The following is a 21,509-nucleotide window of genomic DNA, read 5'->3' as shown; positions in this document are numbered from 1 at the left end:
GTGGTTTTACTATGAAGACGCTTTTTCCACTTCTGGATAGTCGTTGGACTGATATCATAGAAAACAGCAGCTTCGGCAAAGGTCATGCCCTCATCTAAGCTTTTTAAAACTTGTTTGCGATAATCTAGGGAGTAAGTCATGGTCGTTTATACTGGTAATCGTTTAATTGATTTATTTTATAACATTTTTGTGGTCATCTGACTATAAGTGAACGATATCATTTATTATAATGCGCATTGTTTAATAATTGATAAGCACTAAAAAGCTCTATTTAGTATCATTACTAAGTAGGGCTTTTTTAATGTTACATTGTAGGTTGTTAATCGACTTTTGCTATACATAGTTAGTACTCGTATCAGTTTTAAAATGAACTCACTATAGATTTGATGTAGGGCTTTATTATTAAAAGCCTAAGGGTAACTGTATAACCACGGTTTTCTATCTGAATTGTAGGTTATTGGCGTTTAGCAGAGACTAACAACAGGGTTATATGTTATAAAATATAGTCAGCTTTTATGGTTTGGACATTTAAGTAAATTGGTTTGAGATGATTTTATTTAGGATATCTAAAGTGGTAGCATTTTTGGAACACACGGGCTAGAAAAGGTAAAGCCAACACTCACGTAATAATGATTAAAAATAGGGCTTAAAAAAAGATGGATACCTTAAATATCCTGTATCTCGTAGGGGCAGTATTAATTTTTGCCAGTATTATGGCAAGTACGTTATCAGCGCGTTTGGGCGTTCCACTATTATTATTATTTTTAGTAGTAGGTATGCTCGCCGGTGAAGAAGGTATCTTGGGTATTGAGTTTTCTCAATATGGTATCGCTAACTTTGTGGGCCAGGCGGCTTTAGCCTGTATTTTGCTAGATGGTGGATTACGAACCTCATTTAAATCTTTCCGAGTCGGTCTAAAGCCAGCCATCACTCTCGCTACTTGGGGCGTGCTGGCTACGGTCATGATATTGGGTGTCTTCGTGACTTGGCTACTCGATGTCGATTGGCGCTTGGGCTTGCTAATGGCAGCGATTGTGGGCTCGACCGATGCGGCAGCGGTATTTTCACTGCTACGTAATGGCGGGGTTAAACTTAACGACCGCGTACAGGCGACACTAGAGCTAGAGTCGGGAGCCAACGACCCTTTGGCTATTTTGCTAGTGACAGGACTCATTGCCTTGAATGTGGATCCTGCTGGGCAAACAGTGCTGGGCTTCTTGGGGTTGTTGTTACAGCAGCTTAGCTTTGGCTTGGGCATGGGCTTACTGTTTGGCTATTTATTGGCAAGATTACTACCCAAGATACTGTTGGCAGAGGGCATGTATGCCATTTTAATTATGTCGGCTGGCTTGGCCGTTTTTGCCGCGACCAACCTGATTGGCGGTAGTGGGTTTTTGGCGATCTATCTCACGGGTGTGCTGATTGGCAACCACAAAGTCCGCTCAACCGAGCACGTTATGCGAGTGATGGATAGTTTTGCTTGGTTATCACAAGCAGTATTATTCGTGGTATTGGGTTTATTGGTAACACCATCCAATGTTATCGATGTTTGGTATTACTCGGTTGCGATTGCCGCCTTTATGATTTTGGTTGCCCGTCCTATCGCAGTTTATAGCAGCGTTAAACCGTTTAAGTTTAAAGATAGAGAGATTGGCTTTGTTTCTTGGGTCGGTTTACGTGGCGCAGTGCCTATTACGCTTGCGATTTTGCCCGTAATGGCAGGGATAGATGGTGCTTTTAAGCTGTTTGATATTGCTTTTGGCGTGGTGGTTTTATCCTTGATTTTGCAAGGCACCACCATTCCATTTATGGCGGATTTATTTAAAGTACGTATTCCGAACAATAAAGACCCAGAAGAAGAGCATGAAGTTTGGGTGTCGGACAAAGCCAGTATTACGTTATATCAGTTTCAAGTAAAGTCAGGCGCGTTTTCGATTGGTCGTCATCCGATGGGTATCTCTAATCGAGTCAATCCTAATGAGATTAGCGTTTTTGCCTTGGTACGTGGCAAGCAGATTATCCTTGTCGATGACAGTACCAAGCTCAAATTTGGTGATATTGTCTGGTACGCCATGAGGGGTAATCATGCCAGTCAGATTGCCAAGATTTTTAATGACACGACATTAGATCGTAAGGCCATCGATGACTTTTATGGTGATTGGTTGCTATCACCGAGTGTAAAGCTAGGAGATTTGCCATTCTTTACAGGCGTCATGACATCTGAGTCTTTAGTAGATAAACTAAAATCTAAACCTGACCCTGAGGATAAGATAACAAATATGTGGGAGCAAACGGTCGCTGAATATGTCAAAGACAGCTTGGATATGGTGCCAGTATCGGGCGATACAGTTACAATTAATGATGAATGGTCGTTGGTCATCAAAGAGGTTGATGATAAAGGTAAGCTTAGAACGATTGGTTTAAAACATAAAGAGTTAGCAAAAGCGGTGTAGGGTCTGTTGAACATACCCTAAATGTATCGGTAAAATTCAGCTAACCTCGACGCCATGTATGATATTTCTCAAGCCAATTCAAGGTTTTTTCAGGGGCATGGTTGCGTTTCCATTCACCAGCAACATACTTATTACCTTCCGCCCATGTGGGATAAACATGGATGGTGCCAAGTATTTTATTCAACCCTAAGCCGTGCTTCATAGCCAAAACAAACTCGCTTATTAAGTCACCAGCGTGTTCAGATACGATAGTAACGCCAAGTATTTTATCTTTGCCTTTGGGGGTAATTACTTTGATAAAACCATGGTTGGCGCTTTCTGTCACTGCGCGATCTAGGGTTTTAAAGTCGTAGCGTGTCACTTCAAAGTCGATATTTTTTTCAACAGCCTGCTGCTCGTTTAAGCCAACGCGCGCGACTTCTGGGTCGATAAATGTCGTCCACGGAATCACTCGATAGTCGACTTTAAATCTTTTAAGGTGTCCAAATAAACCATTTACGGCAGCGTACCAAGCTTGATGGGATGCCACATGAGTAAACTGGTAGGGGCCAACGATATCGCCTGCCGCATAAATATTTGGATAGAGCGTTTCTAAGTATTCATTAGTGACAATAGTCCGAGCCGTTTCGATACCTAAGGCCTCTAAGCCATAACCGTCAAGACGTGCGCTGCGGCCGACAGCGCAAAGTAACTCGTCATATTCGATAGTGATTTCTTTAGATTGACCTTTTTCGTTCTGTGGCTGAACCACAATGTATTTTTTACCATCGTAAGTTTCGCAGCGAATGGCTTGATGTGAGGTCAACACCTTGACGCCACTACTTATCAATGCTTGCTGCACTAACTCTGAGACTTCTATATCTTCCTTTTTCATGAGGCGCGTGCCCCTTTCTATTTGGGTCACATTTGAGCCTAAGCGTGCAAAAGCCTGTGCCAGCTCAGAGCCAATAGGGCCGCCACCAAGCACCACCAGTTTTTTTGGTGGCTTATCAAGCGCTGAAAACTTGTGCCATATGGTATCGCTGGTGACATAGCCACTCTCTTCGATACCAGGTAACGGCGGTATAAATGGCCGTGCGCCAGTGGCGATAACAATCGACCGCGCGGTGAGCGTTTGTGTGCCACCATCATTCAGCGCGATTTCTACTGTCCATGGATCGATAAGTTTGGCATAGCCTTTTAGAACCTCCACGCCCAAACCTGTATAGCGATCGATACTGTCGTTTGGGGCGATGTCAGCGATGACTTTATGGACACGCGCCATGACTTTTTTAAATGAAAATTGCGGTGTTGTATTCTCCAAACCGTAACGCTCACCATGGTGCATTTGTTCTACGACTTTTGCGCTTTTAATGAGGGTTTTACTTGGCACGCAGCCGTAGTTTAGACAGTCGCCACCCATTTCTCCCGCTTCGATGAGCGTGACTTTTGCTCGAACAGTTGCAGCGATATAACTGGTGACCAAGCCGCCCGCACCAGCCCCAATCACGATCATATTGCGGTCGAATTTTTTCGGCTTATGATGGTTTTTATAGACACGACGCTTTTTGAATAGGTTTAAAATGGCTTTTGCTATCAATGGGAAAAAACCTAACAAGGCAAATGAGACAATCAAATTGAACGATAATATCCCTGACAAACTATCGATTTGTGCCAATTGCGTACCAGCATTGACGAAGACAAAAGTACCTGCAAGCATGCCAATTTGGCTTACCCAGTAAAATGTCCTTGCTCTAATAGCGGTGACGCCCATCAGTAAGTTGATCAAAAAGAACGGAAAAATAGGTACGAGACGTAGGGTAAATAAGTAAAAAGCGCCTTCTTTTTTGATACCAGCATCAATAGCTGCCAGACGTTCGGGGAATCGCTGCTTAATCGTATCGCGCAGCAAATACCGTGAAGTCAAAAAGGCCAGTGTCGCACCGATACTTGAGGCAAATGAAGCGACCAGTAATCCCTGTAGCAAGCCAAATAATGCCCCAGCTGCCAAGGTGAGTATGGCAGCACCGGGTAAGGATAATGCCGTGACCACAACATAGATTAAAAAGAAAAGTCCGATAATTAATAATGGTGAGTGCGCTTTATATTGGTCAAATTGCGCCATTGATCCTTTCAAACCTTCGAGCGTTAATAGCTCATTCAGGTCAAAATAAAAAAAGCTTGCCGCTAATAACACTATTAGCAGTATCAACAATATTCTTTTAAGCATAAGATATTATCCAGCTAAAGCGGCTATGCTTTAGTAAGCGTATTAAACCAAAAACCCTTTATAGCGTATTTAACACTATAAAGGGTTTTTGGTTTAACCGTCACTATAAAAGTCGACAATTACCACATTAAATCGTCTGGAATGACGTAGGCGGCATAAGGATCGTCTTCTGCCAGTACTTCTTCTGAGGTATCGTTAGACACAACTATGAAGCCTTCCATTTTTGTATCGATACGGTCAGCCAATGGACGAGGGAGTAGCGCATAGCTTTCTTCTAATCGCGCAATAACCACGTGACCCGCTACTATTTGATCGTATAGTTTTTGAGTGATAGCAATTTTTTTAACCTTGGAATCATCGACGAATTGGTAGCTGATATCACCATCTGTCTCAGTGATTTGATGCTGTTTAATCATTTGCGCAATATTGGCTTTCAGCGTTTTTTCTTCTAAGGCACGTTGTTTTTCCTGATTGAGCTTTTGATCCTTTTCTAGTTTTTTTGCTTGAGCCTCTGCCAATGCTTTTTTGGCTTCTATGCTTTCTGAGTCGCCAGTACGCTTAGCATGCTGAGCTTGCTTACTGATTTTCTTGGCTTTTTTGTCATCCACCAATCCCGCTTTTAATAATTGAGCCTGTAGGGCATTTTTGGCCATAATTCCATCACCTAAATAACGATACTTAAATCATAAATACTAAGAAAACTATTGTAGCAAAATTTGCTAGGGAGTGTGGTTAGACGATGATAAGACTTTTTTAGCCCATAAAGACAAGGTTTTAAGACACTGCTTTTTCAAACCTTGGATAATGATGGTAATAACAAATTTAACATTATTGTATAAGTAAGCACGCATCGCTGGATGAAGTCGACCAAATTGGTTATTATCAAGGCAGTGGATGCGTTTTCTTACCAAGCATTTATGGTGTGTGTTTAAAGCTATATAGGGTTAAATCATTAAATTTAAGGACAGATTATGACCACATCACAGCATGTTTTGGCCTGTATTGACGGTTCGGCAGTGACTGAATCGGTTTGTGATTATGCCGCATGGTATGCCAGTAAGCTAAATTTACCTGTTGGGTTATTGCATGTCAGTGACGTTCCTGCATCGATTAGACGCGACTTGTCGGGTGCGATAGGGGTAAACAGTCGCCAGCTTTTGTTAGAAGAGCTGTCACAATTGGATGAAACACGAGCCAAGGTAGTGAATAATTATAGTAATGCTTTGGTCCAAGATGCCAAAAGCCATATCCAAAATAACTTTAATCACGTCAATCATAGTGCTCACATCAGTCATATCGACATTCGCATCTATCAACGTCGCGGCAAGTTGCTACCTGCTATTGAGCGTTTTAAAACAGAAAATCGTGCCATCATCATGGGACGGCGCGGAGAAGACCACAAAAACAGCCGTATTAATATTGGTAGCCAAATCGAAACCGTGGCTCGTGCCTCCGATGTCCCTGTATTGATTTGTTCAGAAACATTTAAAGAACCAAGCTCTTATATGATAGCGTTTGATGGTAGCAAAACCGCTATTAAAGCCGCATGGATGGTAGCGCGCAGCCCAGTATTAAAAGGCCTGCAAGGTCATATCGTCATGATAGGCAGTCATAATGACGATGCCAAACAAAGCTTAAGTGCCGCCGCGGCACAGTTAGAGGACGCTGGGTACAGTGTAGATGCTCATCACTTATCTGCCTCTGATGCCGTGCATGGCCTATTGACATTTCAAGCAGACAATCACATCGATATTATGGTGGTGGGTGCTTACGGCCATTCAAAGTTGCAGCAGTTGTTTTTGGGTAGTACCACGACAGAGATTATCGCCAGCACCTTGTCTCCTGTGATTTTAGTACGCTAAATACTTAAAGGTTGGATAATAATTAGTATTGGTTTTATTTTAACAACTATTTTTAGCAACTATTCTTGGACACTGTTTATGCTCATTGATTGATGCAGCGAATATAATCGATGCACTGTAAAAAACACAGTAAAGCGAACACCGTGCTACTGGGATAAATTTTGCGCGGCCTTTGTCTGCGCTGGCACAGCAAGCAAGGAAGTTTTATACCAGTAGCGTGTTGTAATATTGGTAGCTATTCTATTTAGGATTGACTATATGGTCAATCATTGTTCGGTTTTATTGTTCTAGACTCGTTCATATTTTTCACTTTGAAACTAAGGTGCGGGCTGTATATCCAACTTAAACTCCCATGAAGTCGCCGTAGTTGTACTATTATCAGGATAGTTGATTTTATCCAAACGTAGCCGCGCATAGCTATTACCTTCTGCTGATCTGATTAACGCGCCTTTGCTGGTTTCAATAGGTTTGGCGTTTAGCTGATGGGTCATTCCATTGTAGGTATACCAGCCAAAGTCTAAGTTGGGGAAGTTGCCGGTGTAAGCAGGGTTGAGGTCTGAGCCTTTACTATCAATCACCCAGTCTCTGGCACTACTTGGCTTGGTATAAGCGGCGATGTTGGTTAAGTCGGTTAACGTGGCAGCAGTATTATCTTTCAGAAATTGACGGACAATAGGCGCATCTTGGTCGTCACCTTCTTTGTCACTATAGTATCCTGCTGGCGTAGCGGCAAGGTAACCGCCGACTTTACCTTTGTTGCTATCAACAGCTGAATCACCACCATTTAAAATCACCTCATTACGCTTAAAGCCAACTTGCCAGATGCTATTTTTATCCGTGCTGCTTTGTCCTGTTTTTAAATCAAAGTAGACCCAATTATCATTATTTGAGGCATCAATGGTGTTGGTTTTTACCTTGTTAGGTAAGGCGGTATCAATCCAGCGAATGGTTGGATAGCCAGATGCACCCGTATCATTATAATAACTAGTAATCTGCATGGCATAAATAGGCTGCTGTACGCTACTGTCTGTTATGGCATTGCTATTATCATTGGTAATCAGGTAGACGCGGTTGTTAGGATACAACTGATGCGCCTCTTTTAAGTTGTACTCAAACCAAGGCTCGGTATTGAAAATACCGCCACTACGATCCTCATTATAATGCATGGTGATGTCACGACTAGTATCAGGATCTTGGATGGCATTGCTATAACGTCCTAAATCTGACCAATCTATTAGCCCAAAGACGCCGCCTTTACCCTGACCAGAGTCGCCACTGTTTGACCATAACTTCGGCGAACGTGCTTCATTCTCAAATTTAATATCCCAGTTATCTCCCTCGCAAGCACTCTCAGCTTTGGCATCAAAGTCATAACATGTCGCTGTACCTAGGGCTAAATTGGTGACCTGCCACGTCGCGGTTTCGCTAAAACTGGCACTGCTAACGGGAGGCGTACTACCGCTATTGTCATTACTGTTGCCGCCACTGTCGCTGCCGCAACCGATAATGCTGAGGGATAATATACTGGTGGTTACTAGCATCAGCAATGTTTTTGGCTTGGTGTTAAATGCTGGGATAATTTGGGTCATATCAGGCTCCTTAATGGTTATTGTTTTATATAAAACGTGAAAAAAAAGTGTGAAAAGCAATCGTACGAATATGTTTGATTTAGAATTATTGTTAATGAAAGGCTTACCAGTGATAACTGGCGCCAAGTAGCCATTCGCGATTATCAATAGGACGATAGTCACTGCTGTCTTTGACATCACGCTGTACATCAAAAATATTATTAATCGCGGCATACAAGCTCAAGTTTGCGGTAGCGTCATAGTTGAGCTTGCTATCGAGCGTCCACCAAGACGGTGAATACGCTTGTTCGCTAGTGCTAATGAGCTGCTTGGATTCATAATTAAGGCGCGGGATAAGCTGTAATTTGTCATTGATACGATAATCAAGTGCCAGCATGGCTTTATGATTGGGCTTATAGGTCAGCTCGGTATCGGTCACATTGTTATGTGTGTTCAGGTAGGCGTAGGTTGCTTGTAGTTTGGCGCGGTCATCTACTTGCCAGTCAATGCCGATATCACCGCCATAAGTTTTGGCGCTGTCGACGTTCATATATTTATAAATGGCGATATTACCCTCAAAGGTCGCATTGTCTTCATCGGTTTGGATTAAATCGTCGATCTCATTATAAAAACCATTAACCGTCAAATTAACGCTGTCGCTAAGCTGACCTTGATAGCCGACTTGATAACTGGTTGAGGTTTCGGGTTGCAAGTCAGGATTGCCCATGACTTTATAGCCCAAGTTACTATGATCAAAGACGTAGTAGCGCTCTTTTAGATTGGGCACGCGATAGCCGCCGCCAATACTGCTGCGAAAGATATGATCGCGGCCATTGGTGTCTAAATGGTTGTATTTGAGAGAGACTTTTGGTGCGACATGATCGCCAAAGTCTTCGTCGTTTTGATAACGAATGCCACTTAATACCTCCCAATTATCCCCAATCAACCAATCGTCTTGTATATATAGCTCACCGACATCACGGCTGACTTCATCGGTAATAAGCTCGCTGACTTGATTTTTCGTTTGGCTTAACTTGTCTTGCTGAACCTGACCGCCGACTTGGATAAGATGAATATTTTCATCGGATAGCACTAGTTCAGGTAGGTCGATTTGCGCTTGGGCTACTGCTGTTGTGATATCAGTGTCACGCGCACTGGTAATGGTTTGCTGAGTTTTGGTATCAGATTCGCTTTGATAGTCTTCATAGAACGCTTGAGCGGATAGTCGATAGGTTTTACTGCGATCATCAGCATGCGGTGCAATATCAGTGCGCGCCCCAACACTAAAGCGTTGCTTGGTGATGTGCTCATCTCTTTGCTGTGCTAAATAACGCGGTGGCACATAATAATTAAAGCGACTGACATCATCTTCTTGATAGTGGCTGGCCTCTAACCAGTATTGAGAATTTTTGACCACTCGGCTATCGTCATCGTCTAATATGGCTTTACCATCAGGGCTATAGCTCAGGCGGGCACTTATTTGTGATTGCTCGCTGGCATCTTTTAATCTGGGCCACGCTTTATGGTCTAAGCTTAAGCCATTATTATCGAGATACGACCCTGATAAGCGAGCGTGAAAACGCTGTTCCTTATCCAATGCGCCTTCAATACTGGCTTCCACATAACGTTTATTAGCATCTAACTTTTTATCGGACGGATTTTGTTGACCGTTGCTGGCAAGCTCGGTGGTGATATGTCCTTTTGCTGCATCAATGGGTTTGGTAATAATATTAATCACACCGCCCATGGCTGCACTACCAAACTGCGCTGAAGCCGCTCCTTGAACCACTTCTATTTGTTCTATGTCCATATTCATATATTGATTTAAGTTTACCGTCGAGCCGGTACTTGCAGTAATGGGTAAGCCATCAATCAATACCAATACTTGGTCACCTGTGAAGCCTTGCATGCTGACCTCATAACCGGTCTTGCCATGGACTTCGCGTAAATACACATTGGGCAGTAGTGCTAAAGCGTCTTTTAAAGTATGAGCATGATTGTCATCGAGCTTTTGGCGGCTCAATACTTGCAACGCTACGGGTGCATCACTTAACGCCCGTTCTGAGCGAGTGGCAGTCACTACAATGGGGTCTAAACGTATGCTCGGCATGGCTGCATCATCGGATTTGTCAGAGGGGTTTTTAGAGTAGGTTTCAGCTGTTGGTAGCGCTGTTGGCGCCGCTTGGACTGAAAAAGGTAGCAATCCAGATATGACTAAAGCGATACTCATGGCTAAAGGGCGACGACGTAGCTGTGGCGGATGGGTGTGTAATCTTGTATGAGTTAAAGGGAGTTGAGACGCTAAAATCGACATAAATAAAACAACCATCGTAGGAGGAAAAGTAAGAAAGTCGCGCTGCTTAAAGATCTTAGAAAGCTAAGAAATCGATTTAAAGCAACAGTGTATTGGTTTAGTTCATCAAGGTTTCGTTACTAAACTCACTATCGTCAGTAACAAAGTTCAGACATCATATTTCAAACGATAATAATTATCAAGATGCAAATGATAATTATTACTATTTACAAAGTGAAAAAATGTTGCCATAATAATTTCCGTTCAATACTCCTTAGCAGAAATGATAAACGTCAATGATGAAAAAGCTGTTATGAATAAACAGCCGCTTGTTGAAGCTTTGACAAGCCGTGCTTTTTTAAACATCTGTCATATATTTTATCGCTGCTACTTTCATGCATTCAACTTTCAAACTGATAAAGCCAAGGTGATTGGCTTTTTTATTACCGACTAGTTTATGGAGCGCCCTATGAGTTACCCGTTATTTTTAACCAAAAAAAATACTGAGCTTTGGCAGCAGTATCAAACTTTAAAAACAAAAACACCGATGCTGTTTCCTACAGAAGGGGCGATTGCACTTGGGGTAAGCGAGTTTGAGCTGATGCTAGCATCCCCTTATAGCCATTATATTGGTAATCAGTGTAAAGCGGTCTTAAAGCAGTTTGAAAAGTTTGGTGATATGGAAAGCATCGTGAGAAACGAGCTAGCTGTCCATGAAAAAACGGCGCCATACAACAATCTTAAGCTGGGCGAAAAAATGGGATTGGCGCTCAATGTTGGCGGTTTGGATTTACGTTTCTTTATGTGGCAATGGCATCATATGTTGGCGGTCACTGATACCAGCCGCGCTGATAAGCCTTCTTATAGTATCCAGTTTTATAATGCCGAGGGCGCTGCCATCGACAAAGTTTATCTACGTGAGTTGAGTGCGGACAGCATTGCCCGCTGGCAAGCGATGATTCAGGAGCAATTACAAACGGTTGGTATTGATGAGCTAACCCTAACTGCTCAGGAGCAGCCTACAGACTGGCGTTATAAAGCGCTGAGTGAAGAGGAGCGTGCGCAACTGCAACAAGGTTGGCAAGAAATGACAGACGTGCATCAGTTTCATAGCTTGTTAAAAAATCTCGATATCGATCGCGCCAGCAGCTACCAACAAGCCCCTGAACAAATGACGCATCGTCTTGATATTAGCGCTGTCGAAGCGATTTTTGAACAAGCGCGTGATGCCAAATGTCCCATTATGACGTTCGTTGGTAATAGTGGTTTGGTACAAATTCAAACGGGTACCGTGCAAACGTTAAAGCGTATGGGGGACTGGTTTAATGTGTTAGATAAAGGTCACAATAATTTTACGCTGCACCTAAAAGACAAAGCGTTAGCGCAAGTATGGTGCGTTAAGCGCCCAACTAAAGACGGTATTGTGACTTGTATTGAAGGTTTTGATAACAAAGGGTCTAGTATATTTAGTGTATTTGGTCAACGTATTGAAGGCACACCTGAGCTTGTTGAATGGCAGCAAATTGTCGCCAATATTGTCGCAGCTCATTCGTATTCAGAAGTCGCAGTGCAAACGACGGTAACCCAAGCGCTAAGCACTGAGGAAATGGTATAGATTTAACGTAGCATATAAATAATGACGACTGGAACTAGAGCTGCATATCCTTTGCGTAACACTTTCTTTGCATAACACTTTACGTGCCAGTCGTTCTAATCAATCATTATTATTAATCGACAACCGTCATCAGTAGTCCTTAAAGATTATGAACAAGGAATTTTCATGTCCTCTCAGTTATTTAAAAAAAGCAGCAAAAATCTAACATCAGAAAAGCCTTCAATGATAGACCAGTCTTTTAGTAAAGGTACATTAAACGTAGCTGTTATGATTGGCGCATTTGCCTTGCCCTCGCTTTCCGCCCAAGCTTATGAGCGTATTGTCGCGATGAGTCCAGATGTTGCAGACGTAGTAGTGGCATTAGGCGCGACTGATAAATTGGTTGGTAAAGATGCGACCAATGATAATCCAGCGCTAAAGAGCGTGCCCGCAGTAGGCATGCACCGTAATATTACTGCTGAATCAGTCTTGGCAGTCAAGCCTGATTTGGTACTCGGTAGTTATATGGTGCAGCCTGCGAGTATCTATCAGCGCTTAAATAGCTTAAAGGTTAAAGCGGTCAATGTGGCACCCAAAGAACAGGTAAGCACCTTTGCCAATAGTATTAAATCTATCGGCAGCTACGTGGGTAAAAAACCCCAAGGGTCAGAGCTTGCTAAGCGTTGGAATGCAGATATGAGCCCAATGGCAAAGACGGGCAAACGCTATTTACTGAGTTACGACGGTCGTATCGTTGCAGGTAAGGGAACGGTAGGGGATGAGTTGATTCGCCGTGCTGGCGGGATTAACGCTGCAAACGTCTCAGGGTTAAAACCCATGTCACGTGAAGGCTGGCTGGCGGCCAAACCTGACGTTATTATTATTGCTGATCATAACCAAGCAGTCGTCGGCGGTGTTGGTAAATTCAGTAAGCGTCCAGAGATTGCGGCAAGTGCTGCCGGTAAAAATGGTGGCGTACACTTTTGGCCAGCCGATGACTTCTTGCGTTATGGTTTGAACTCACCGCAAATCTTAAAAAGACTTCATTCAGTCGCAAAGTAGTTGGTTAAAAGCTAAAGCTACTTACGTGGTCATCTCTATTTTAGCCATAGTTTTAGCCCTTATGTTATGCATCAATTTCATAAGCTGAGCGTGAGCTATTGAACACTCTTTTTCATCTGCTTAATAAAACGATACATCATATGGCAAATACGATTACCGTTCCTGTCCCTGCGTCAACTGGCAGGCATAAACACAACTTCTATTACATGCTTGCCGTTATAGCCTCTGGGTTACTGATTTGGTTGGGTCTTGGTATTGGCTTTGGCGAATGGTCAAGTCCCAATCATCTTGACGACACTATATGGCAGCTGCGCTATCCACGTGTAGTCACAGCGTTATTAGTAGGTATGGCATTATCGGTTAGTGGCGCAGCACTACAAGCCCTGTTTGAAAATCCTTTAGCAGATCCGAGTTTAATTGGCACGTCGGGTGGCGCAGCGCTTGGGGTGGTATTGGTACTAGCGTTAGGATTTGGCGGCGTCAGTATACCGCTTGCTGCCTTTAGCGGTAGTGTGCTGGTTTGCTTGTTTATTTTGTCTTGTCATCGCTTTTTAGGCGGTGGTCAGATGGGATTACTGATATTGGGCTTTGTTATCAGTGCCTTTTGTGCTGCGGTGGTCAGTCTGATCTTATTTATGTCTGATGACATGGTACTTAGGTCTGCAACCAATTGGCTGTCAGGCAGTATGGCAGAAGCAGGTTTTGTGCCACTGCGATATTCGATGATTTCTATGATAGTAGGCCTAGCTATTTTACTGCCTCTAGGCCGTCAGCTAGATGGATTAATGCTCGGTGAAGCCGCCGCCAAATCTTTGGGTATCAAGGTTGGTAGGGTTCGTTGTATGGTGGTGATAGCGTCAGCTTTATTGACGGGAGCAGCAGTATCGCTGGCAGGGGTGATCGGTTTTATTGGCATGATGGTACCAAACTTGCTAGCCATTTTGTTTGGTGGCGGACGGATGAAACTGATGATTTGGTCTGGCTGGCTTGGGGCGATATTATTACTCGTCATTGATGGCACAGCTCGGCATGTTGCTTATCCAGTGGACGTGCCTGTTGGTATTGTTTTAGCGCTACTTGGTGGACCATTCTTTATCTGGCTCTTTGTGCGTAGTAGTCGCCGCTAATTAAACAGGATATTTATGCTTAATTCATTTTTTATTTCGACATTAAAGACATCGCCAACGATTCGAGAAACTCATATAGATAGCAATACGATAGGCGAGCTGCTATCGATACAAGATATTCATATCTCTCACGGCAATAAAACATTGTTACAGGTAAATAAGCTAACAGTACCAAGCCAAAAACTGGTGGCTTTTATCGGACCAAACGGGGCGGGTAAAAGTACGTTACTTCATACGATTTTGGGTCAACACACAGGAACTTCGCTTAAAACAGAGGGCCATATCACTATTCAAGGTCAGTCTATTAGCAAGGTTATGAATGACGGTCATATCGCTTGGGTTGGACAGCATGAGCGTTTCGAATTGCCGTTAACGGTAATTGATTATGCCTTATTGGGTGTTTCGCCAAATCTTGCTTGGTATCAGCGCCCAAATGCTCAGCATGTTGAGCAGGCACAAATTTTACTACAGGATTTTGAATTATCAAATTTGGCTAGTGCCCGAGTACAAACCTTATCAGGAGGTGAAAAACAGCGTTTGGCTATCGTACGAGCGCTGATGCAAGATACCAAAATTATGATGTTCGATGAGCCGACCAATCATCTGGATATCCGTCATCAACGTTTTTTGCTTAATTATTTACATAATTTGGTGCAGCAGCAACGCAAAAGTATCCTTGTTGTCTTGCATGATTTGACCCATGCACATCGTTATACTGATGAAGTGGTGTTGTTAGATGCTGGACAGGTAGTTGCTCAAGGCACGCCTAATGAAGTAATGACGAGTGAGCAATTAAGCGATATTTACCATGTCGATATCAAAGCGCATCAAACTGAAGATGGGTTAGTATTTGTGTGAAATCGTCAGCAAAGTTATTTATTTTTTTATAACGGATCGGCTATAGATAATTGTCATCTAAAAAATTAAAACAATATCAGATAAACATTATAAAAAGAACTGCCAAATAATTATTTGGCAGTTCTAAAATATAGTGGCTAGTGTCATATTTATAATATAGTCGATTCCAAATAAAACAGATACATTATATTTTTATGCGGAATTGATATAAGTTTTTCTGGCGTGCTATGCTACGCAGACAGATGCTGCAAAACTTATGTTTTAAACGAAAGTATTCCAGTCCCGCTGTATCGCTTTTATACTGAACTCACTATTATATTATAACTATAACGAAAGTTATAGGGAGATGTGCTGAGCTTCACCTTTCTCGACGGCAAGCTTAGCTGCAGCGGAAGCTACGGCTAAATCTTGCAAGCCAACACCCGTACCGTCAAACAACGTAATCTCATCATCTGAGCTGCGACCTGGATGATTACCATTTATAACATCACCAAGCGTCGTAATATCACTCTCTCTAATAATACCAGACTTAATCGCATGTTGCGCTTCGCCAAGACTAATCGATTGTGCGATTTCATCCGTAAACACCGTGGCAGTTGCTATCAGGTTAGCATCAACTTCTTGCTTACCAACCGTATCAGTACCCATGCAGGCAATATGCGTACCGGGTTTGATCCACTCTTTCATAAGTAATGGCTCAAACGCTGAAGTAATAGTGATAATCACATCCGCTTCTGCACATAATTGCTCACGTTCAACAGACTCAAACGGTACGCCTAATTCCTCAGCGACTGCTTGTAGATTTTTAAGGCGATCTTTGTTTTTGTTCCAAGCGACTACTTTTTCAAAGTTACGTTGCTCTAGAGCGGCGCGTAGCTGAAAAGTAGACTGATGACCCGCACCAACCATACCAAGCACTTTGCTGTCTTTACGTGCCAGATGAGCGATTGATACTGCCGATGCTGCTGCAGTACGTACCGCCGTTAGGTAGTTACCACCGACTAGTGCACGCAATTTACCATTATCTGGATTGAATAAAAAAATCGTTGACTGATGGTTGGTTAAGCCTTTAGCTTCATTACCAGGCCAGTAGCCGCCTGATTTTAGACCTAATGATTTACCAGCGCGGTCGAAACCTGATTTAAAGCCATATAGCGCATCAGCATAGCCAATCGCTTCACGAATAACAGGGAAGTTATAGGCGTCGCCACGTGACATCGAAGCAAAAACATTCTCAACTGCTGTAAAGGCAGAAGGGCGGTCAATCACTGATTTACATGCCTCTTCTGAGACGATTATTAAACCTTCATTGTTGGTATCGTTAGCTGTACTCATTATAAATTCCTTTTTATCATAAAATTTTCGAATAAAAAGGGGCTGTCGTAGGCTAAAGCTACAACAGCCCCTGTTAAACTAAACTGATTAAATTAATTTAACTTGTCGTGATTAGTATGCGCGACCACGTGCAGATACCGGCCATACTTTCTCAACTTTACCGTTACGAACACCAATATAGAAATCATGGATGTTACAAGTAGGATCACAATGACCAGGTACGAGTTTCAATTTCTCATTGATTTTTAGTACGCCATTTGGATCGCTTACGACGCCATGCTCATCTGAACATTTAACATATTCAACATCGTCACGACCATAGATGAAGGGTAGACCACTATCCACTGACTGAGCTTTTAGACCAGCATCAACAATCGCTTTATCAGCTTTAGCATGACTCATCACAGAAGTTAGGATGAACAGAGCGTTTTCCCACTCACCCGCATCGATACGGTTGCCGTCTTCATCTAGGATACGACCGTAGTCGGCGTCCATAAATGCGTAAGAGCCACACTGTAATTCGTTGAAAACACCTGAATTACTTTCGAAGTAGTAACTACCCGTACCGCCACCTGAAACGAATTCTGGCTTTAGACCAATTTCAGTCAATGCATCAATAGCGTGTTGCACTTGATCGATAGCCACTTGGGTTTTAGCCTTACGATCGCTAAAGCTGTCCATGTGCTGCATTGCGCCTTGATACGCTTGAATACCAGTAAATTTGATATTTTTAGCAGCATCAATCGCTTTAGCGATTTCAACAACCGCTTCAGTGGTAGTTACACCACAACGACCCGCGCCACAGTCAATTTCGATATAGCAGTTAATTTCAGTACCCGCTTCAGTTGCAGCAGCAGATAACTCAGCAGCACTATCAACATCATCGACACAAACGGTGATTTTTGCGCCAAGCTTAGGCAAGTTAGCCAAACCCCGATATTAATAGCGTCACCTAAGAAAAATAAATTTCATACTCCAGCCCTCTACACTATATAGATAATAGCACATAGAGCTTTCCTGACTTGTCAGAGTGAGATTGATCCATGGCATATGCAGATATTAATAATATTTTAAACACCATAATATTGAGGGGTTTATTACCTAATAAGTTATAGTTTTAATAAGAACTTGATCTACTTGAGCGTTAAATATTTCTAGTATCGATCTCAATTTTCAGCATAGCTCAAACTGACTACATCAGTATATTTATACCGACTCTAATGCTTGCTGGCATGCTTGAGCTAAATAAGGGTCAACACTGTCCTGTTTGAGCAGCCATTTAATATAGCCAGTACCTTCAGAGCTCGCAGCTAAATCTGCAATAGCCTCACCCTTATGCTTACCAAAACTTAAGTGTGTGGGTATACGTGCCATTTGACTAAACTCATATAAGCTCTCCACATCACTTATCTCATGACCTTGACTGTTAGCCATATCAATCAGACTACCAAGCACTAGCTCAGTGAAGTAGATGTCAGCAATGGCAGCATGCGCGTTCTTTGCTTGAGCGCGCGCTATATCACGGTGGAAGTGATAGAGGAGGGATACTAGCTTATGGCTCTCAAGCGTAGGAAGGAGAAAATTAGCCATCGCATTGGTACAAATTAACTTAGGCTCATGGGTCACGCCAGCACTTTTGAGAACGGCCATGTCAAAATCAATATTGTGGCCAATTAAATACTTAACACTACTAGGTAGTCTGAAGTTTGTATGAGGTGGTTCATCTGCCACATCCTCATCACAGATATGTGATATCGCCATAGAGCCTAAGCTAATTTCTTTTAAAGGATTAAAGCGCTTAGCTCGCGGAGCTTGCAATACAAAGACCTTGCTATCGTTTATTTCAACAATAGAATAGGCCGCTTCAGTCATGTGCGGTTCAATAAGTCCCGTCGTTTCTGTGTCGAGTATATAAGTAGTCATAATTTTATTTGTAGTTCTTATTTGAGGATGAGATTTAAAATAATGAAATATTTGATGTGATTAGCATCGGATCAGACAGCTAATAGTAAGTAACAAATTAACATATAAATTGTTAATAGCTATCATTTATCAGGTTTCTTGATTAAGTAATCGCCAATTGATGAAACTATATATGAAAACTAAACTAAGGATTTAATCATGAGAAGTTTATATTCACAAAAACCAACACTCGAGCGATGTAATAATATCCCCCGACTCCTTAGCATTAAGGATGTCGTTAATTATACTAGCCTTAGTCGTTCTACCATCTATGAGATGATTAATGAAGAGTCTGATCGCTACGATCCAACGTTCCCAAAAAAGGTACAACTTACAAAAGTCAGAGTAGTATGGGTAGCGAGTGAAATAGCCGAGTGGATTAATAACAAAATCGGGGAACGTTTAGGGTGTGTATAGAATTCAAATCAGGGGCAACCAGATAAAGACACAAGCGAGCATTACCGCTGCTGCATAGCTATCTTTGAGCTTATCATATCGCGTGGCAATGCCCCTAAAATGTTTCAATCTAGCAAAAGCGTTTTCTACCAAATGACGGCAACGATACAAATACCAATCTAGTGTGTCGTTACAGCTTTTAGAGTTCGACTTAACAGGTATGACTGACTGAGCACAGTGCGTGAAGATACACTCTCTAATATCGCTACTATCGTAGCCCCTGTCTGCAATCACCGCTTTAGTCTGGTTATTAATCGTGCTAAATATCAACGCCTTTGCCATCTTAGAGTCATGTACTTGCCCACCTGACAGCTCAACATGTATAGGGTTGCCACAAGCATCGACCACTAAGTGCAGTTTGCTGCTATTACCTGCAACGCTTTTACCAATGGCCTCATCAAGATGACTGGCTGCGCCTGTACTATGCTGATGAGCTTTGACCACGCTACCGTCTATAAATAACCATTCACTATCATAGTTTGCTGTGACTATCTTCATGAGCTTTTGCCATTTACCGGTTTTACGCCAGTAACGGTATTGATGATATATGCTAGACCAATGACCAAAATAAGAAGGTAAGTCTCGCCATGGACAGCCTACTCGTATGCGGTACAACATGCCTTCAACGGTACGTCTTAGATTGGGCTTGTTATATACGTTAATTTGTCGCAATATAATAAATAGCTTGTGCCAATGTTCATCGTTGAGCTTGGTGCGAGCCATAAGTGACGCCTTGTTTCTTTGTTGTGGTAAACATTAGAGTAAGGTGTTGCTTATTTTTTTCAATGTTTTCTCAATTCTATACAGCCCCTAGTATAAACAATAGAAAATCTATTGAGTAAAAATATGCTTCTAGCTACCTTAGAATGAGCGCTAGCTGAACGTAATAACTAAAAATATGTGGTCGTTTGAAGTTGATTGATATGACAAGTTAGTCTAGCAGGGCTGGCTGGATAAAATAGCTTCATTGGTAGGCCAAGCTTTACATAATGAAAGGCTTAGTATTATAAGTCTGAGTTACAGTGAATTAATTAATCGCACTTCTAAGGGTTTTTATAGTGACAACAGCAGAATTTCAGCTTAACTTTCTAAGACATATTCAATGGTTGCTTGAATCTAGCTCTTATACCTCGACCTATAAATTTGCATTACTAATATCAGTAACAAACCTTTCTATAGAGTCTGGGCTTAATGATAATAGAGAATGCGTTATTTCTTATGAGCAGTTGGCAGAGCAGTTTATTCAGCTTTATTGGACACAAGCATTACCGTTCTCAGATCAGTATAGTGAATCTATACTGAAGCAAAGCAGTACAACAGGCCAAGCCAAGGTCATCACTAGTATCTTAACCCTGCAAAAAGAAACTAAGACCACTAGCTTAAATATAGCTCGGACACGTCATATTAAAAAGTGGCAATCGACCCTTAAAGAAATAGCCCGAACGATTAAAAGCAACCCTGCCAAGTATCTACAAAGTGGAGAAGATAAGGTTTGCCGTGAATTCTTCTATATCTATAACTCAAGAGAAAAAGCAATCGTCGTAAAGCCTGGGATCGCTTATTGCTTTGCACGCTTTAGTCAGATAATCAATAAGCTTTGCCAGCAATACTGGACAGAGTTTGTACGTAACAATCGTCACAACCAATCATATTTCAGTGATGATGTTGATTTACAAGGCTTCTTGTTTAACCAATCACGTCAAGATCTAAGCTTGTTAGTGCCTATACTAAATGAAACACAGCATGGTCAGTGCTTCTACTGTCAAAAACTATTAAAGAAAACCGTCGAAGTTGATCATTTTGTACCTTGGTCAAAATATCCCAATGATACGACTCATAATTTTGTACTGACTGATCATAAATGTAATAACAGTAAACGTGACTATCTTGCTGAAGAGAGGTTTTATGAGAAGTGGTTGAGGCGTAACCAACAATATGGACAAGTTATTGAACAAGAAACAGACGGTATTGGCTTTATAAGCAATCAGAAGCGTTCAGAAACCATTAGCCAATGGGCTTACCAAATAGCTGTAGAGCATGAAGACCTGGTCTGGTCGCCAGAGTCAAATATGAGGCTACGTACTATCAACCCTGAGCTATTACCCAGATTGAGAGGATAGTACTTTAAATATATCAGTTTTATGAATAATCGCTTGCTGAAAACCAATGTACATTTATTACAACCATGCATAAAAATTTGCATGAGTTAAGCTGATAAAGTCATAATTTAAAGTTGTCACAATAGCGAGTTTCAAAATCAAAAAGGAGGAGTATGTCAACCCTGACTATGCTTTTTCTTAAGATGTACTATTGGTGGTGTATCAAAAAGTATGCTGGAGTAATAAAAGAAGGGTGACAGCCGAAGCAAGATGATATATTTGAGGTTATGAAGACACAAATACAGATCAATTGCCCCGACTGTCACAGTCCCAGTTTTTCGATACACGGCAAAAAAAGCTATGGCAAGCAGAACTACCAGTGCAAGGACTGCAAACGTCAATTCATTGGCGACCATGCCTTAACTTATCATGGCTGTCACTCTAAAATAGAAGACATCATACGGCTAATGACGGTTAGAGGTTGCGGCGTCAGAGACATAGCCGTTATAGCCTCTATTAGTATTGGTAAAGTCCTTAGCACCATAGGCTCATCGGTCTATAAGATTACACCTAAAAAGCGCTATTATGAACGCTTAGAGGTTGATGAGTTTTGGACTTACGTGTATCGCAA

18 protein-coding genes are annotated in these 21,509 nt (G+C 42.0%); 9 read left to right on the top strand and 9 right to left on the bottom strand.

The genetic code is table 11. The features are described from left to right. Nucleotides 1–140 (bottom strand): helix-turn-helix domain-containing protein (locus EI161_RS07810; RefSeq protein WP_192529371.1); only part of this gene is annotated, 140 nt, incomplete at its 3' end. Nucleotides 141–656: 516 nt separating this feature from the next. On the opposite strand from EI161_RS07810, the gene EI161_RS07805 reads away from it, so the two are divergent. Next, complete coding sequence (locus tag EI161_RS07805; RefSeq protein ID WP_192529370.1) at nt 657–2,453, top strand: potassium/proton antiporter; 1,797 nt, start codon at nt 657–659, stop codon at nt 2,451–2,453. Between the two features lie 40 nt (nt 2,454–2,493). On the opposite strand, the gene EI161_RS07800 is transcribed toward EI161_RS07805, so the two are convergent. Together EI161_RS07800 and EI161_RS07795 are read right to left on the bottom strand one after the other, a co-directional pair. Beyond that, entirely contained in the window at nt 2,494–4,557 is a 2,064-nt protein-coding gene (locus EI161_RS07800) for an FAD-dependent oxidoreductase (protein ID WP_225735285.1), read from the bottom strand. 224 nt (nt 4,558–4,781) lie between these two features. Further along, complete coding sequence (locus EI161_RS07795) at nt 4,782–5,315, bottom strand: DUF2058 domain-containing protein (RefSeq protein ID WP_192523024.1); 534 nt, start codon at nt 5,313–5,315, stop codon at nt 4,782–4,784. A 318-nt stretch (nt 5,316–5,633) separates the two neighbouring features. On the opposite strand from EI161_RS07795, the gene EI161_RS07790 reads away from it, so the two are divergent. Continuing rightward, nucleotides 5,634–6,524 (top strand): universal stress protein, encoded by an 891-nt coding sequence (locus EI161_RS07790; RefSeq protein WP_192529368.1) that lies wholly within the window; start codon nt 5,634–5,636, stop codon nt 6,522–6,524. A 317-nt stretch (nt 6,525–6,841) separates the two neighbouring features. On the opposite strand, the gene EI161_RS07785 is transcribed toward EI161_RS07790, so the two are convergent. Together EI161_RS07785 and EI161_RS07780 are read right to left on the bottom strand one after the other, a co-directional pair. After that, nucleotides 6,842–8,113: an HmuY family protein gene (locus EI161_RS07785; RefSeq protein WP_192529367.1), complete on the bottom strand. Its 1,272-nt coding sequence runs from the start codon at nt 8,111–8,113 to the stop codon at nt 6,842–6,844. A gap of 103 nt (nt 8,114–8,216) precedes the next feature. After that, nucleotides 8,217–10,406: a TonB-dependent receptor plug domain-containing protein gene (locus EI161_RS07780; RefSeq protein WP_192529366.1), complete on the bottom strand. Its 2,190-nt coding sequence runs from the start codon at nt 10,404–10,406 to the stop codon at nt 8,217–8,219. 448 nt (nt 10,407–10,854) lie between these two features. On the opposite strand from EI161_RS07780, the gene EI161_RS07775 reads away from it, so the two are divergent. The 4 genes from EI161_RS07775 (at nt 10,855) to EI161_RS07760 (ending at nt 15,026) form a co-directional block, all read left to right on the top strand. After that, nucleotides 10,855–12,000 carry a ChuX/HutX family heme-like substrate-binding protein gene (locus EI161_RS07775; protein ID WP_192529365.1) on the top strand — a complete coding sequence of 382 codons (1,146 nt, stop codon included), beginning with the start codon at nt 10,855–10,857 and terminating at the stop codon, nt 11,998–12,000. A gap of 165 nt (nt 12,001–12,165) precedes the next feature. Then, entirely contained in the window at nt 12,166–13,041 is an 876-nt protein-coding gene (locus EI161_RS07770) for a heme/hemin ABC transporter substrate-binding protein (protein WP_192529364.1), read from the top strand. Between the two features lie 140 nt (nt 13,042–13,181). Further along, the gene (locus EI161_RS07765; protein ID WP_225735284.1) at nt 13,182–14,168 is read left to right on the top strand and encodes a FecCD family ABC transporter permease; all 987 of its coding nucleotides are present in this window, start codon (nt 13,182–13,184) and stop codon (nt 14,166–14,168) included. Nucleotides 14,169–14,183: 15 nt separating this feature from the next. Then, the gene (locus EI161_RS07760) at nt 14,184–15,026 is read left to right on the top strand and encodes an ABC transporter ATP-binding protein (RefSeq protein ID WP_192529363.1); all 843 of its coding nucleotides are present in this window, start codon (nt 14,184–14,186) and stop codon (nt 15,024–15,026) included. Between the two features lie 336 nt (nt 15,027–15,362). Here the strand turns inward: EI161_RS07760 and bhcD are convergent, their stop codons facing one another. The 3 genes from bhcD to EI161_RS07745 form a co-directional block, all read right to left on the bottom strand. After that, nucleotides 15,363–16,361 (bottom strand): iminosuccinate reductase BhcD, encoded by a 999-nt coding sequence (bhcD, locus tag EI161_RS07755; protein WP_192529362.1) that lies wholly within the window; start codon nt 16,359–16,361, stop codon nt 15,363–15,365. Between the two features lie 111 nt (nt 16,362–16,472). Further along, complete coding sequence (locus tag EI161_RS07750) at nt 16,473–17,291, bottom strand: DSD1 family PLP-dependent enzyme (protein ID WP_225735283.1); 819 nt, start codon at nt 17,289–17,291, stop codon at nt 16,473–16,475. A 276-nt stretch (nt 17,292–17,567) separates the two neighbouring features. Next, complete coding sequence (locus tag EI161_RS07745; RefSeq protein ID WP_192529361.1) at nt 17,568–18,284, bottom strand: 3'-5' exonuclease; 717 nt, start codon at nt 18,282–18,284, stop codon at nt 17,568–17,570. 198 nt (nt 18,285–18,482) lie between these two features. Here EI161_RS07745 and EI161_RS07740 point away from each other — a divergent pair, with 198 nt between their 5' ends. Continuing rightward, a complete protein-coding gene (locus tag EI161_RS07740; RefSeq protein ID WP_192529360.1) occupies nt 18,483–18,740 on the top strand; it encodes a helix-turn-helix transcriptional regulator in 258 nt (85 codons plus the stop codon). A 3-nt stretch (nt 18,741–18,743) separates the two neighbouring features. On the opposite strand, the gene EI161_RS07735 is transcribed toward EI161_RS07740, so the two are convergent. Continuing rightward, on the bottom strand, nt 18,744–19,502 hold the full coding sequence (locus EI161_RS07735) for an IS5 family transposase (RefSeq protein ID WP_192529359.1): 759 nt from the start codon (nt 19,500–19,502) through the stop codon (nt 18,744–18,746). 335 nt (nt 19,503–19,837) lie between these two features. On the opposite strand from EI161_RS07735, the gene EI161_RS07730 reads away from it, so the two are divergent. Both EI161_RS07730 and EI161_RS07725 read left to right on the top strand, forming a co-directional pair. After that, on the top strand, nt 19,838–20,899 hold the full coding sequence (locus tag EI161_RS07730; RefSeq protein ID WP_192529358.1) for an HNH endonuclease domain-containing protein: 1,062 nt from the start codon (nt 19,838–19,840) through the stop codon (nt 20,897–20,899). Nucleotides 20,900–21,165: 266 nt separating this feature from the next. Further along, nucleotides 21,166–21,509: IS1 family transposase (locus EI161_RS07725; RefSeq protein ID WP_192529357.1), on the top strand; the 344-nt coding region annotated here is incomplete at its 3' end.

The organism is Psychrobacter sp. FME5 (genome assembly GCF_014861375.1).
GTDB lineage: Bacteria > Pseudomonadota > Gammaproteobacteria > Pseudomonadales > Moraxellaceae > Psychrobacter.
The sequence above is the reverse complement of the archived record's forward strand: the minus strand, read 5'-3'. Positions and strand labels throughout refer to the sequence as shown.